This is a genomic window from Hominenteromicrobium sp. (assembly GCF_046974225.1).
Lineage (GTDB): Bacteria > Bacillota > Clostridia > Oscillospirales > Acutalibacteraceae > Hominenteromicrobium > Hominenteromicrobium mulieris.
The window spans coordinates 123129-137067 of record NZ_JBKWAE010000002.1 but is presented as its reverse complement, the minus strand read 5'-3'; the positions used below and the strand labels follow the sequence as shown (position 1 = coordinate 137067).

The following is a 13939-nucleotide window of genomic DNA, read 5'->3' as shown; positions in this document are numbered from 1 at the left end:
GTTTCACTCCTTGTTTGGCTTTGCGGGATCGGGCAAATTCCCATTCATGCCCTTGGGGTTCGAATTACTCGAGCCGAATTAAACCATGGACTCGAAGAACTCGATGGACTTGCTGCCCTCGGTGAGGGTTACAACAGCCTTTTTCCAAGCTCTGGTGTAGCCTTCATATCTGCCCTGGCGGCGGAACTTGCCGCGAACGTTCAGGGTGTTGACCTTCTGAACCTTGACGCCGAACAGCTCTTCAACCGCCTTAGCGATTTCAATCTTGTTTGCATCCTGGCAGACTTCAAATGTGTACTTCTTATTCGCAACGCCGGTCATGGATTTCTCCGTGATGATGGGGCGAATGACGATGTCCTGCGCTTTCATTATGCGTACACCTCCTCAATTTTGGAGACGGCATCCTTTACAACGATGAACTTGTCCGCGTTGAGGATGTCATATACGTTCAGCGTGTTGACCTGTGCGGTCTTAACGCCCGGGATGTTCGCTGCGGAAGCGATGACCTGTGCATCGACCTCGGAGAGAACGATGAGCGCCTTCTTCTCGCTGCCGAGCGCCTTGAGCATCTCAGCAATCTTCTTCGTCTTGTAACCCTCGGTTGCGATGGAATCGACAACGATCATTTCGTTATCCTGGACCTTGCTGGAGAGTGCGGACTTCATAGCGAGACGCTTCACCTTCTTGTTGAGGGTGACGGTGTAATCTCTCGGCTTCGGTGCGAACACGATGCCGCCGTGTGTCCACTGCGGAGCTCTGGTGGAGCCCTGTCTTGCACGGCCTGTGCCCTTCTGTCTCCACGGCTTTCTGCCGCCGCCGGAAACTTCGGAACGGGTGAGGGCGGACTGTGTGCCCTGTCTCTGGTTTGCGAGATACGCCTTGACCATATCATTCATGACGGAAACGTTCGGCTCAATACCGAAAACGCCTTCTGCAAGCTCGATCTTTTCGACCTCTTTGCCTGCCATGTTCAAAACTGCTACTGTAGGCATTCTTTATTCCTCCTTCCCTTACGCTTTCACGCTGTCGCGCAGAACAACGGTGCCGCCGTTCGGGCCCGGAATAGCGCCCTTAACTGCGATGAGATTGTTTTCTGCGTCTACCTTGACAACAGCGAGGTTCTGGACTGTGACCTTCTCTGCGCCGAGGTGACCAGCCATCTTCAGGCCCTTCCAAACTCTGGACGGGCTGGAGCAAGCACCGTTGGAACCGCCGTGGCGTGCAACCGGGCCGGAACCGTGGGTCTCTTTAAGTCTCTGGAAGTTCCAGCGCTTGATGACGCCGGCGTAACCCTTACCTTTGCTGGTGCCCGTTACGTCAACCTTGTCGCCGTTTGCGAACACGTCAGCCTTGATGAGGTCGCCTACGTTGTAAGCGCCGCAATCGCTGAATCTGAATTCCTTCAGGGTCTTCTTCGGGGCAACGTCGCCCTTCTTGAAGTGGCCGGTGAGCGGCTTGCTCACGCGCTGCGGCTTCTGATCGCCGAAGCCAACCTGAACTGCATCGTAGCCGTCGTTTTCAACAGTCTTCTTCTGTGTGACAACACACGGACCGGCTTCAACAACTGTTACGGGCACGACTCTGCCCTTTTCGTCGAAGATCTGCGTCATGCCGATCTTCTTGCCGATGATTGCTTTCTGCATTTTGTATCCTCCTTTAGGTTATTGGTCGGATCTCTCCGACATGACCCTCCTGCCTGTAGGTTGAGCGGTTATCTGTCGAACGAAATCAGAGCTTGATTTCGATCTCAACACCGGCGGGGAGCTCTAAGCCCATCAACGCCTCAACGGTTTTGTTGCTGGGTCTCAGGATGTCGATAAGTCTCTTATGGGTTCTCATCTCGAACTGCTCACGGCTGTCCTTGTACTTATGAACAGCGCGCAGAATCGTGACGATCTGCTTCTCTGTCGGCAGCGGTACCGGGCCGGAAACTCTTGCGCCCGTGCGCTTTGCGGTCTGCACGATCTTTTCAGCTGCCTGATCGACAACCTGATGATCGTAACCCTTAATTCTAATCCTGATCTTTTCTTTGACTGCCACTTAAATCGCCTCCTGTTAAATTTTAGTTGGCGGGCGGGGGTTTTTATGAACACTGGCCCGGGTGTTTCACCAAGAAGCCATATAAAAACCGGATATTCACTTTTGTGAAATCCGGGATGCTTTTGGGTCGGTGTAAAATCACAAAACCCTCATAAAAAAACCATTGATCTGCCTTTTTGTCCGGCCTGTGCGCCTTAGAAATCAACGCATGGTTCCGCGCGCCACTCCCGTAGGAGCCGCTCAGCGTATCAAATTGTGTCGCCCGGTTTGAAATCGGACATACTCCACGGAAAAACCGGCATGTCTCAGCCGCAACCTCCCGCTTCATCGCATATCTGTCGCAGTCACGCAAGTATTATTATAACAGGCAAAGTATGAAATTGCAACCCCTTTTTTCGAAAAATTTTTCAGCTTTTCTGCGGCTTTTTCCGTTTTTTCAATTTGCGCCGTATCTTGTGCTTTCACCCGCGCGGCATACAACCGACGAAGCAAAAAACGGGACGGCCCGACCGCCCCGTCTTTCTTTTTATCGCACACTTTCTATGCATCTACAGGCTCTACGCGCAGGAAATCCATCGTTTCCGCCGGCTCACGCCCGTCTGCAGAGAACACGAACTGCTTATCCTGCCCATCGTCCATGACTTCGAAAAAGGCGGTCGTGCCGTCGGCACCGTACACAAAGCGCAGCGTCTCAATTGCGTTTGACGCGGGATCATACCAGCCGCCGTCCGCATGGCGGATCGGCCCGTCCGGAAACGTCAGCTCCCACAGGCAATCCACCGGCTCGTAGATTTTCGTTCCCTGCGCCGTCTCCACCGTAAACGACGCCCGCAGCTCCGTCCTACGCAGGAACCGGCACAGCCGCCAGCCCTTGGCCTCCAGCGCGGCGGGCTCCGCCGCCGTACTGTCCTCCACCCGCACGCCGGAGAGGGAAATATGGAACGGCAGGGGCAGCGGCATAAGCCAGAGCACAAGCGCGAGCAGCACGATGCCCACGCAGACCCGCCCGATAATTTTCCGGTTTAATTTCTTCACAGTAATACTCCTATCATAAGAAACTAGCGGTTTAATGTACGGGTAATCTTCACTTCCGATCCATATCTATACCGCACCGGACCTGTTGTATCCTATCCATTATTGTCAACAGTTCATTAATATTTTTGAAATATTATTTAACCCCCCTTGATAACATGTCTCTTGTTATCAAGGGGGGTAACTTTATTTACCAGCCTGCGCGCACAACGTAGACGATCATATCACGTCTGCCGAATGCGGTGCAGTCTTCCAGCGTATCGTAGTAGAGGTCTGCCACGATGTCGCCGCACATGGCCGCTCCGCCGGTGTCCATGGCGTAGCAGTAGCCATATGTCCACGAGCCGTCCACCGCGGTGATGTACAGCAGCGAACCGTACGGGATGCGGTTTGGGTCTACGGCGACATAACCGACCTGCGGTGTAGCGCCGATGGATGTGACGGCGCCTGCCGGTGCATAGTATGCAGTGCAGGAGCCCGTAAGGCTATACTCAAAGGAGGACGGTGCGCCGGAAGCATCCGTGAAGACGTTCTGCTTCTCTTTTGTACCGCGCAGCACGACCGCGCTCTTCGCTTCCTTTAAAACTTCTTTCGTCTTGACGACGCGGTTTTCTTCCTCGCCGTCCGCATACGTGACCGTGTAGGTAACTTTGGCTTCACCTTCCACGCCCTCGGTCTTCGTCTCCGTTTCGCCCTCATAGAGCTCTTCGGTATCTTCGTATACCGTGCTGTACGCGACAGCTTCGTTCTCGGTGATCTCTTCGGTGTGGATGCGCACAACGCGGATCACATCGCCGCTCGATACGTTATCCTCTGCCTTCACCTGCTTTTCACCCTCTGCGGTCGCGACCAGAATGCGGTCGTTCTCGCCGAGCGTAATACCCATGGCTTCTACGGCATCGCTGTAATTTTCAGCGGCAACGCTCTTCTCGGTCGTTTTGCCGTCTGCCGTAACGGTGAGGTCAAGGTAACGCTGCACGCGGATGCGCATACCGTTTGTAAGTGCGGTATCCATGGCCGGTGTGACGGTGTCGTTTTCGCCGAGCGTGATGTCGGCGGCTTTCAGCGCGTCTTCTACGGTGCCCTCGTTGAGGTCTTCCATGCGGCGCTTGCCGTCTGCCGAAACAAACACACGCTTTGCACGGGTGATCTGCACGGCGATGTCTGCCGTAAGCGCAGCGGTGAGATCGGCATCTGCCGTATCTCTTGCGCCGAGCGTAATCTCGTTTTCCGCAAACACGTCGGAAAGCGTTTTGCCTTTCGGGGCTAAAATCATCTGGGAGGCGTTATCCTCCTTGACGGAAACGCGCACAAAGCGCTGCACGGTGAGCGTGCCGTTCTCCGGGGAGAAGTCGTAGGTATCGATATCCGAAACGGGCGCCATGCCCTCGGTCTGTGCGCGGGAAAGAATATCCTGCGGGTTCTGACCGATCATACTGAATCTGTATGTTTCGGAGCCGTCATATACGGTGATATCGGCGGTATTTGCCATAACCGTAACAACGGAAGAGATGCTGAGCGCTGCAACCAGAACGACGATCAGAAGGATCTTCGGCATCAGGCTCTTTTGCTGTTTTCTAACATGCCGCATAGCTCTTGCTCCTTTCAAAAAACTGTGAAGCGTTTTGCGCTTCGATTTGGCAAAGCTTCGGCGGCCACCCCGCCCTCTTGCTTTGCGTCCACTACCTTTTCTGACCTTTGAAATACGGGTACAAAATGCCCTTTCCAAAAGTCATTTGAGAGTATAATGTGAAAATGATAGTCTGTCAAGTTTTTCGAAAGGTTATTTTTGTGCAATATGCTGAGTTACGCATGGCGTTTTAATTTACATAACAACTCATTTGATATTTTTGAAAGCGATTATTTGCCTTTTTTACGGAACTTTTTTGCGGCGCTCTGTGCAATTTGCAAAAATTTTGCAAAAGCAAAAACATCGAACAAATTTTCTTATGCCTTAATATTGTATATTCTTGCATATCCATTTCGATGAATTTCGCGAACTTTCTGTGTTTTCCCGTTTTATATCGTATATTGTTCCGAATTTAATACATTCCATGTGCTGTGCGGCACTTTTCCTTTACAGCAGAAATTTTCAAAAAACCGCGGTCAAAAGGCAGGTATATTTCATAAAAAGCGTGCGGTATTTTGGGCAGCTCTCCGAAAAAATCGCATGTGCGGCTTTTGGAAGCGGGATGTCCGTTTCAATCGGGCCGATTTTGTGTCGAAATGCGTCTCACCGTGTCCGCAGAAAAAATTATCGTCAACCGATGTATAGAATACACATGTTAAGTTTACATAACCCGCGTTTTACATAGAGTTTTGTTTCCGTGCCGCGCACGTTTTTAATTTGCTTCTTATATATAATAGAACATCACGGGCAGCTTTTTAGGGCCGACCGTGATGCTTTATCTCATGCGTTCTGTTTCTTTATATAAGCAATAAGCTCGTTTGCCGCGGTGCGGTGTGCGCCCACACCGGGGTGGTCACGGCAGCCGCGATTTTTGAGGTCATCCGTCAGCGACAGAAATTCCGCGTTCGTGTCGCCCGTTTCCGCTTTGTAATCGTCTATGGCCTTTTGCAGCGCCGGGACAAGCTCCAAGCCGAGCATACCGTAGATCCACACAAGACGGGCGTTGGGGTAATACCCACGCAATTGCTTTAAAAACGCGGTCACGCCGTGCGCAAAACGCGCTTCGTCTTCGGGGTTCAGCTTACCGTCTTCCGTACGGCGGTTCTGAAACGTCTCGCCGGTTGTTTCATCTGTCCAGGCAGGCTGTGAAAACGCACCGCAGTCGTTTGTACCGAGGTTGATGAAGACGTAATTCGGCTGCCATTTTGTGAAATCATACGGCTCTTTCGCGCCGAGGGCAATGTTTTTTTCGCCGCTCAAAAGGCCGCAAAGCTGCCCGTAGATGGGCGGAATGGCGCTGTTTGGGTCGTTGTTCCAGCCGCAGCACACGCCCCAGCCACTCTGCGATGAGACACGGATATCGGCGTTTAAAGCACGGGACACCATGACAGCGTAGTTATTCTCCGCGCTGAAGAACATGGAAATCCAGTCTGTTTCCGCTTTCGCGCCGATGTCGCCCTCGCCGCTCGTGATGCTGTCGCCGATGAATTCGATCTTTAAATTGCGCTCCGGCACGGGCAGGAATTCGCCGTCTGTTTCGACGGCGTTAATCTGCAAAACACTCTCCGGGTCGGCGTTCATGGCCTGCGTATCTTTAAAGATGCGCACGTTCTTGACCTTTTCGGGGTCCATGCCGCGGAACACGCACACGCGCTCCGTGCCCTTCTGCGCCATGCGGCGGGAGAAGAACTCGCCATTCACCATAAAGCTGTACCACGGCTCGTGGATGTCCCAATCCGCCGTAAATTCCACCCACAGCTCGCTGCCGCGCACATTAAGTTCTAAGCCCGCCGCCGTCCAGAACAGCGTGAGCGGCGTTAACGAGCCGTTTGTGCGCCCGTGCACAAGGTGCGGAACTTCGGGTAAGGTATATCGCTTGACTTCGCTCATTTTGCCTCCGCCTCGGCAAGCTCTTTCTTATAAAGATACTTGTCAATGTCTTCCTTGATATTGTCCGGAATTTTCTTTTCCACCGGGAATACCGCCGCATTGATCAGCGTATCGGCATACGTGAGCACAATCTCCAGCGTTTTGCCGAGTGCCTCTGCAGAAAGGAACTCCATGGTATCAAAACGGTTGTGGATATACGCCGCACCTTTTGCACCGTCGCGGGAGAAGTTGATTGCCGGAATGCCGTTATCCGCAAACGGGATGGAATCAGAAGAATAAATGCTCTGGCGCGTCACAGCGGAGAGGCCGTTGATTTTGAGCATGTAATCGGTGTAGTGTACGAGGGATTCCTCGCCTGTGACAGCCGCCGTGTTATAGCCGAGGATCGGCGCACCGACGTCAACGTTAATCATGAAGACGTGATCTTTCAGCTCATCCTTGTGGTCGCGCACGAATGCCTTACTGCCCTCAAGTCCAATCTCCTCGCTGCCGTACCAGCAGAACTTTACGGTACGCTTCGGCGGGTGCTGCGCGAACCAACGCGCCGCTTCCATGTTGATAACGGAGCCTGCGCCGTTATCGTATACGCCTTTGGAAAATTCAACGGAGTCATAATGTGCGCCGAAGGAGATAATCTGCTCCGGGTGCTCGGTGCCCTTGATCTCCGCAATCACATTGTGCGACGTGAGTGTAATGTTCTTGTTCTGTACAGTAACCTTTGCGCGGGATGCACCTTTGTTGACAATCTCCATAGCGTCCACGGTGCGCAGCTGTACTGCCGGTGCATTGCCGAACGTACGCAGCGCACTGCGCAGCTTGCGCTGATGAAGGTCGGTATTCTCGAGGTCATCGTGAATATCGCCGTCCATGGTGACGACAGCTGCGGCGCCCGCTTCCATCAGGCTGCGGTACAGCGGCACGCGCAGGAAGCCGTTGACGAGCACAATCTTGCCCTTGACATTCAACAGGTCGACCGGAAGCGCGTTTTCCACGTAGACAAAATCCGCCGTAAGGCCGTCTGCGGCGGTGCTTTCCGCGCACTGGTAACCGCGCACGGTGTAGCTCTTGCGGTACGGCTCCAGAATCTCGAAGGTCGCTTCCACTTCGGCGGATTCGATCTCAAACGGCTCAATCACGGCGGACAGACCGAAGCTTTCACACTCCGCTTTCAGGATTTCCGCGGCTTTTAATTCTTCTGAGGAGCCGGCCACGCGCGTAAAGCCGATTTTATCGAGCAGTGCGAACGCACGGTTTTCGTCATATTTTTTCAATGTAAACAACTGCCTTTCTCTTTGATTTTATACGGTATTTATTCCTATTATATAGTATATTATATAGTATACAAAATAAATTGCAAGCGATTTTGCGCTAAAATGAAAGTGTACGGCTTTAAAAATGCAAAAAGCAGGGTCATTCCCTGCTTTTAGAGAATAATCCTGCAATTTTGCATATGAATTCACTTAAAATGCTTGTGTGCAGACGAATTTAATCTCTTCGATCTCCATACCGGTCTGGCCGAAGTAGAGCTTGAGATAATTCGTGCCGCCGAACAGCACGCCGATGTCCTGCTCTGCGGTAACGACCTCGCCGTTCGTGCCGTTGATCATGACCATGCCGCGCAGGTTACCGTCGATGAAGATAGACATCGGAATCTGCGCCACTTCATTGGCGTTTGCTTTTACGCGCATGACAAACTTATAGAGGCCGTTTTTCTTATAGCGGATGCCGAGAACGGTGGAAGCGCCTTTTTCCGTATTGACTGCGGAAATGTCGAGCGGAGCTTCGTCATCGATGAACTGATACTCGCCGTTGAAATCGACGTAATCTTCGCTCGTCTTCTCCGCTTCTGCGGCTTCACGCTCCTCATCGCTCATGCGGCCGAGGCTGCGCTCCATCACAGGCGAGTTCATCACGGTGCGGCAGATATTCATCGCAGAGCGCACGAGCGCGTCACGCGTCAGTCTGCCGTCTGCAAGGGCGTCGTCCAAATTATCGTGTTGGCTGTTCGAGGCGGCGTCCGCGTTAACCATGTTGAGGTCATTCTGCGCGCGCACCTGTGCGGCGACGTTCTCGCGGGTGGCTTCTTCGCCCTCGCGATCGTTGCCCTTTGCCCACCAGTCGGTCATAACGGTACCTATGAAGCCCCACTCGTCGCGCAAGATGGTCGTGAGCAGGTCGAAGTTGCTGGCCGTCCAAATGCCGTTCAGACCACCGTAGGTGGACATGACAGAGTATGCGCCGCCCTCTTTTACGGCCGTTTCAAACGCGCGCAGGTAAATTTCACGCAGTGCGCGCTCGGAAAGGACGGAATCGATCTCGGTTCTCTTAAACTCCTGGTTGTTGCAGGCAAAGTGCTTGATGGTGCCGGTGACACCGAAGCGGCGCATACCGCGCAGCTGTGCGGCGGCGAGCTTGCCGGTGAGCAGCGGGTCCTCCGAGAAATACTCGAAGTTTCTGCCGTTTAAGGGGCTGCGGTGGATATTGAGACCCGGGCCGAGAAGTGTATCGATGCGGTTTTTGCGTTGCTCTTTGCCTTGCATGGCGAAAAGCTCTTCATTCAGCTTCTCATTAAAGGTGCAGGCGAGCAAGGTGCCGTTCGGCAGGCTGAACGCGATGGTGCCGCAGTCCATACGAATGCCGGAGGGGCCGTCTGCACAGCAAGCTGTGGGAATACCGAAGTTGACGAGGTTTTCCGTGACGCCGCCGAACGCGCCTGCGGTGCCCGCTGTGACCTTCGGAGAGTTCATGCCCTCGCCGCGCATAAGGCAGATGAGGTCTTCGTCGGAAAGCTGCGCTACAAAGTCTTCCAGCTCCGCTTTGCCGTCGAATACATCGCCGAGCTTGATGCCCTTGTCGCCCGTATACGGCTTTGCAGGCTTTAATGCCGCCGCGCTGCGGGCCGCCATATCGTATTCGCGCTGCGGTGCGGGCTCGAATGCGATTGTGTTATTGTGATTCACCATGCGGTCAAACTTCGTGACCGGCGCGCACGCCTGCACACACGTGCGGGTAACGGTATCTTCTTTCACTTCAAAGCTGCCGGAGAGCTTTGCGCCGCGCACGCAGCCGCCCGTGTAGACGTTATACGCGCCGCTTTCAAGCACATAGCAGAATCTGTGTCCCGTAACGCCGCTGTCGTCGTAGGACGCAAGATTTGCGATTGGGAACGTGAGCGTAAGCGTTTCGCTTTCGCCCGGCTGCAGGGTTTCGGTCTTTGCGAATGCGGCGAGGCTTCTTACGGCCTTGCCGAGCTTGCCCTGCGGTGCTTCAACGAAGACGGTGACAACCTCTTTGCCCTGCACGTCGCCGGTGTTTTTCACAGTGACTTTCTCTGTAACGGTCTCGCCGTCGAAATCGAAGCTTTCAACCGTGCGGGTGAAGGTCGTGTAGCTGAGACCGTAGCCGAACGGATACAGCACACAGTCTTTTGCGAACGTCTCAAAGTAGCGGTAGCCGACGTAGATGTCTTCTTTATAAATGACCCGTGTGGGATCACCGAAGCCCTCTGTGGACGGATAATCGCTGATGTCAAGCGCGATGGTGTCGCTCAGCTTGCCGCACGGCGTGACAGTGCCTGTGAGAACATCTGCAGCGCCTGCGCCGCCCTCCTGGCCGCCCTGCCAGACGTACAGCACAGCGGCGGGATCGTATTCTTTCACCCACTTCATATCCATGATATTGCCGACGTTCAGCAGAACCGCAACACGCTTGAACGCGCCGCAAACCTCTTTTAACATCTGATGTTCGGCGGCCGTCAAGAGATAGCTGCCCTCTGCGGCGCTGTTGTCCTTATCTTCACCCGCGGTGCGGCCGATGATGACAACGGCGATATCGGACTTTGCAGCAGCCTGCTCGGCGAGCTCTTTCGTGACGGGCATTTCCTCCTGGCACCACGGCTCCTGTGCCCAGCCCATGCCCTTTTCAAACGGATGGTCCTTCAGCCAGTCACGGTAGGTCTGCTCCAGCTCCTCGTTGACGGAAATGTCTTTGTTTTCTTTTAAAGCGTCCAGAATGTTCGTGACATAGCGGGTATTAACTGCACCGCCGGAGCCTGTGCCGCTCTTATAATAGTCGAACTGAATTCTGCCGAACACGGAAACGCGCTCACCCTTTCGGATTGGCAGCGCGTTGTCGTCATTTTTCAGCAGCACGCAGCCTTCCGCCACGGCCTGCCGCGCCAGCGCGGCATACTCGTTCCAATCGATCTTATACGGATTGCTCATTTTATTTTTCCTTTCTACATGATCTATGCCGTTTACGGTGTATTCTCTTTGTTATAATGATAAACGATTTTGTGGATTTTATCAAGCCGCACAGTTAAGTTTCTGTGAAAAAATCACGTGAACGAAAATTTTCGTTGTAAAACGCTTTAAAAACGGTTATGATACATATAAATAGAAACCCTTTACGGAAGGAGTTACCGTTATGCCTGCTTTTTATACCCATTATCGCTTTGGCTGCGATGTTTTAAAACAGCTGCCGGAGGACATCCGCAGCATTTGCACCGCGCACCGCGGGCTTTTTGACATTGGCTTACACGGACCGGACATCTACTTTTTCTATCGACCCGTTCTGCCGAACAAGGTGAACCGCATCGGCTATGCGGCACACAAGCGCTCCGGGCGCTACTTTTTACAGCGCGCACAGAAGGTCATTGCGTCTGCGCAGGACAAAGATGCTGCCCGCGCGTATTTCTACGGGCTTTTGTGCCACTTTACGCTGGATTCTATCTGCCACCCGTACATCCACACGGCGATGAAAGAATTCAACGTCACGCACGCGGCGACGGAGACCGCTTTCGACCGCGCTTTGTTACTCAAAGACGGTAAAGACCCACAGCACTTTGACCCGTGCGGTCATTTTGAAGTGAACACGCGCAACGCCGCCGTGATTACGCCCTTCTACACGCCGGAAGCTACTGTGGCGCTGACCGAAAAGAGCATCTCCTCCATGGTATTCTACGGCCGTGTGCTGTTCACGCCGAACAAGGCGCTGCGCCGCGCCATTGACACCGGGCTTTACATCACGTTCCACCACGACGCCATTGCCGATATGATGATGACCACGCAGGACGTGCCGAGCTGCAAGCTGTGCACGGAGCACCTTATCGAACTGTACGGCAAAGCACTGGAGCTTGCGAAAACGCTTTTCCCGGCTGCGCAAAAGCTGCTCCAAAACGAAAAAGTCTCCTGTCCGGAGCTTGACCGCACATTTGACGGCTGATTTCAATTTTTTACCAAAATGCCCGCCATGCAGGAATCAAGAGGTTCTGCACGGCAGGCATTTTATTTCCCGGGTTTTACCCTATAGCAAAAGCTCCCGTTCACGAAAGCCTGTGAACGGGAGCTTTGATTTTCACTTACAGATCCAATCAGATTTCCGGCTCTACCAGATGGCAGGCGCAGAAATGACCCGGACGAATTTCACGCAACTGCGGCTTCGACTCTCTGCACTTGTCGCAGGCGACCGGGCAACGGCCGGCAAAGTTGCAGCCTTTCGGCGTGTTGATCGGGCTCGGCACGTCACCGGAAAGAATCTGGCGGTGCTTCTGCGCTTCTGCACTCGGGTCCGGAATCGGCACTGCAGAAAGCAGAGCCTTGGAGTACGGATGCAGCGTGTGCGCATACAGATCGTCGGAAGAAGCGAGCTCAACGACATTGCCGAGGTACATAACGGCGATACGGTCGCTGATGTACTTGACGATGTTGAGGTCATGCGCAATGAAGAGGAACGTCAGTCCGAGCTGCTGCTGCAGGTCGTGCAGCAGGTTGATGATCTGGGACTGGATGGAAACGTCCAGTGCTGAGATCGGCTCATCGCACACGATGAATTCCGGCTCGATAGCGAGCGCACGGGCAATGCCGATACGCTGGCGCTGACCGCCGGAGAACTCATGCGGGAAGCGGTTGGCGTGCTCTTTGTTCAGGCCGACCAGCTCGAGGAGCTCGTATACGCGCTCCTGACGGCGCTTTGCGTCGTACATGCCGTGGATGACCATACCCTCTTCAATGATGGAGGAAACGGTCATACGCGGATCCAGAGAAGCGTACGGATCCTGGAAAATGATCTGCGCTTTTTTTGCATACTTGAAACGCGTTGCGGCGTTTTTCAGATTCAGCTCTTCGCCGGCATAGTAGAGCTTGCCGGACGTTGCGGGATAAATGCCCATGGCCACACGGCCGAGCGTGGACTTGCCGCAGCCGGACTCGCCGACAAGGCCGAGCGTTTCGCCCTTATAAATATCGAGAGAAATGTGGTCGACGGCCTTCAGCATACCGCCGGAAACCTTAAAGTGCTTGCATACGTCGTCCAGAACGATCAGTTTTTCATTACTGCTCATCCGGCTCACCCCTTTCTGCTACGCTCGGGCAATCGGGATGGAGCAGCCAGCATGCTGCCTCATGACCCTCGCCCACCTTGAATACCGGCGGCTGCTCCTCATGACAAATCTTCATGCAGTGTGTGCAGCGGGCACCGAAACCGCAGCCCTTCGGCGGGTTCAGCAAATCCGGCGGTGTGCCGGGGATGGAAACAAGACGCTGGGTCTTGTTCATATCCACGGACGGCAGGCTCTTTAATAATGCCTGCGTGTACGGGTGCGCATTGCGGTAGAAAATATCCTCGCAGGTGCCGGTCTCTACAACCTTACCTGCATACATGACCGCCACGCGGTCTGCCATGGACGCCACGACGCCGAGGTCGTGCGTGATGAGGATAATCGCGGTGCTGGTCTTCTCTTTGATCTCGGCGAGCAGATCCATAATCTGCGCCTGAATGGTCACGTCCAGTGCGGTGGTCGGCTCATCGGCAATGAGGAGCTTCGGGTTGCAGGAAAGTGCCATTGCGATCATGGCACGCTGACGCATGCCGCCGGAGAATTCGTGCGGATACTGCTTTGCACGCTCTTCCGGGTTCGGAATGTTAACAAGGGAGAGATACTTAATGGCTTCCGCCTTCGCCTCTGCCTTGGAAAGATGACGGTGGTGCTGAATGGCCTCGACAATCTGCTTGCCGACGGGCTTTGTCGGGTTCAGGCAGGTCATCGGGTCCTGGAAGATCATGGAAACTTCCTTGCCGCGAATCTTCTGCATTTCTTTTTCGTTCGCGGCTACGATGTCGTGCTCGCCGAGCTGCACGCTGCCCTCTTTAATTCTTGCGGGCGGCATGGGGTTCAGCTTCATGATGGTCTGCGCCGTGACGCTCTTGCCGCAGCCGGACTCACCGACGATGGCGAGCACTTCGCCCTCGCTCAGCGAGAATGTGACGCCGCGGACAGCCTTGACCTCACCGGCGTAGGTATCGAAGGAAACGTGCAGGTTCTGCACATCTAATACTTTATTCATGTTG

General features: G+C 54.0%; 13 protein-coding genes. 1 reads left to right on the top strand and 12 read right to left on the bottom strand.

The window, feature by feature from the left end:
- Positions 1 to 78: 78 nt before the first annotated feature.
- From rplW to ACLTX1_RS02210, 10 genes are all read right to left on the bottom strand, one after another.
- Positions 79 to 369 (bottom strand): 50S ribosomal protein L23, encoded by a 291-nt coding sequence (gene rplW, locus ACLTX1_RS02255; protein ID WP_176819642.1) that lies wholly within the window; start codon positions 367 to 369, stop codon positions 79 to 81.
- Positions 369 to 992, bottom strand: coding sequence for a 50S ribosomal protein L4 (rplD, locus tag ACLTX1_RS02250; RefSeq protein ID WP_176819643.1), 624 nt, complete (start codon positions 990 to 992; stop codon positions 369 to 371). Before rplD ends, rplW begins: the two co-directional genes overlap by 1 nt.
- 18 nt (positions 993 to 1010) lie before the next feature.
- On the bottom strand, positions 1011 to 1643 hold the full coding sequence (gene rplC / locus ACLTX1_RS02245; protein WP_176819644.1) for a 50S ribosomal protein L3: 633 nt from the start codon (positions 1641 to 1643) through the stop codon (positions 1011 to 1013).
- A gap of 85 nt (positions 1644 to 1728) precedes the next feature.
- Positions 1729 to 2040, bottom strand: coding sequence for a 30S ribosomal protein S10 (gene rpsJ / locus ACLTX1_RS02240; protein ID WP_176819645.1), 312 nt, complete (start codon positions 2038 to 2040; stop codon positions 1729 to 1731).
- A 324-nt stretch (positions 2041 to 2364) separates the two neighbouring features.
- Complete coding sequence (locus tag ACLTX1_RS02235) at positions 2365 to 2577, bottom strand: hypothetical protein (RefSeq protein ID WP_308449470.1); 213 nt, start codon at positions 2575 to 2577, stop codon at positions 2365 to 2367.
- 3 nt (positions 2578 to 2580) lie between these two features.
- Positions 2581 to 3075 carry a hypothetical protein gene (locus ACLTX1_RS02230; protein WP_308449471.1) on the bottom strand — a complete coding sequence of 165 codons (495 nt, stop codon included), beginning with the start codon at positions 3073 to 3075 and terminating at the stop codon, positions 2581 to 2583.
- A 187-nt stretch (positions 3076 to 3262) separates the two neighbouring features.
- Positions 3263 to 4663, bottom strand: a complete 1401-nt coding sequence (locus tag ACLTX1_RS02225) for a ubiquitin-like domain-containing protein (RefSeq protein ID WP_308449472.1) — start codon at positions 4661 to 4663, stop codon at positions 3263 to 3265.
- Between the two features lie 819 nt (positions 4664 to 5482).
- Complete coding sequence (locus ACLTX1_RS02220) at positions 5483 to 6592, bottom strand: SGNH/GDSL hydrolase family protein (RefSeq protein WP_412330404.1); 1110 nt, start codon at positions 6590 to 6592, stop codon at positions 5483 to 5485.
- Positions 6589 to 7863, bottom strand: a complete 1275-nt coding sequence (locus ACLTX1_RS02215; protein WP_412330403.1) for a M28 family peptidase — start codon at positions 7861 to 7863, stop codon at positions 6589 to 6591. Before ACLTX1_RS02215 ends, ACLTX1_RS02220 begins: the two co-directional genes overlap by 4 nt.
- A gap of 189 nt (positions 7864 to 8052) precedes the next feature.
- Positions 8053 to 10815: a glycoside hydrolase family 3 protein gene (locus ACLTX1_RS02210; protein ID WP_412330402.1), complete on the bottom strand. Its 2763-nt coding sequence runs from the start codon at positions 10813 to 10815 to the stop codon at positions 8053 to 8055.
- 202 nt (positions 10816 to 11017) lie between these two features.
- Here ACLTX1_RS02210 and ACLTX1_RS02205 point away from each other — a divergent pair, with 202 nt between their 5' ends.
- On the top strand, positions 11018 to 11815 hold the full coding sequence (locus ACLTX1_RS02205) for a zinc dependent phospholipase C family protein (protein WP_412330401.1): 798 nt from the start codon (positions 11018 to 11020) through the stop codon (positions 11813 to 11815).
- 148 nt (positions 11816 to 11963) lie between these two features.
- On the opposite strand, the gene ACLTX1_RS02200 is transcribed toward ACLTX1_RS02205, so the two are convergent.
- Both ACLTX1_RS02200 and ACLTX1_RS02195 read right to left on the bottom strand, forming a co-directional pair.
- Entirely contained in the window at positions 11964 to 12932 is a 969-nt protein-coding gene (locus ACLTX1_RS02200; RefSeq protein WP_176819651.1) for an ABC transporter ATP-binding protein, read from the bottom strand.
- On the bottom strand, positions 12922 to 13935 hold the full coding sequence (locus ACLTX1_RS02195; protein WP_308449477.1) for an ABC transporter ATP-binding protein: 1014 nt from the start codon (positions 13933 to 13935) through the stop codon (positions 12922 to 12924). The genes ACLTX1_RS02200 and ACLTX1_RS02195 overlap by 11 nt, the downstream gene beginning before the upstream one ends.
- Positions 13936 to 13939 lie beyond the last annotated feature (4 nt).

Bases quoted from the DNA above. Each gene is read 5' to 3' on its own strand.
- ACLTX1_RS02225 (WP_308449472.1), bottom strand. From the start codon at position 4,663: ATGCGGCATGTTAGAAAACAGCAAAAGAGCCTGATGCCGAAGATCCTT.
- ACLTX1_RS02195 (WP_308449477.1), bottom strand. From the start codon at position 13,935: ATGAATAAAGTATTAGATGTGCAGAACCTGCACGTTTCCTTCGATACC.
- ACLTX1_RS02210 (WP_412330402.1), bottom strand. From the start codon at position 10,815: ATGAGCAATCCGTATAAGATCGATTGGAACGAGTATGCCGCGCTGGCG.
- rplW (WP_176819642.1), bottom strand. From the start codon at position 369: ATGAAAGCGCAGGACATCGTCATTCGCCCCATCATCACGGAGAAATCC.
- ACLTX1_RS02205 (WP_412330401.1), top strand. From the start codon at position 11,018: ATGCCTGCTTTTTATACCCATTATCGCTTTGGCTGCGATGTTTTAAAA.
- ACLTX1_RS02200 (WP_176819651.1), bottom strand. From the start codon at position 12,932: ATGAGCAGTAATGAAAAACTGATCGTTCTGGACGACGTATGCAAGCAC.
- ACLTX1_RS02220 (WP_412330404.1), bottom strand. From the start codon at position 6,592: ATGAGCGAAGTCAAGCGATATACCTTACCCGAAGTTCCGCACCTTGTG.
- rplC (WP_176819644.1), bottom strand. From the start codon at position 1,643: ATGCAGAAAGCAATCATCGGCAAGAAGATCGGCATGACGCAGATCTTC.
- rplD (WP_176819643.1), bottom strand. From the start codon at position 992: ATGCCTACAGTAGCAGTTTTGAACATGGCAGGCAAAGAGGTCGAAAAG.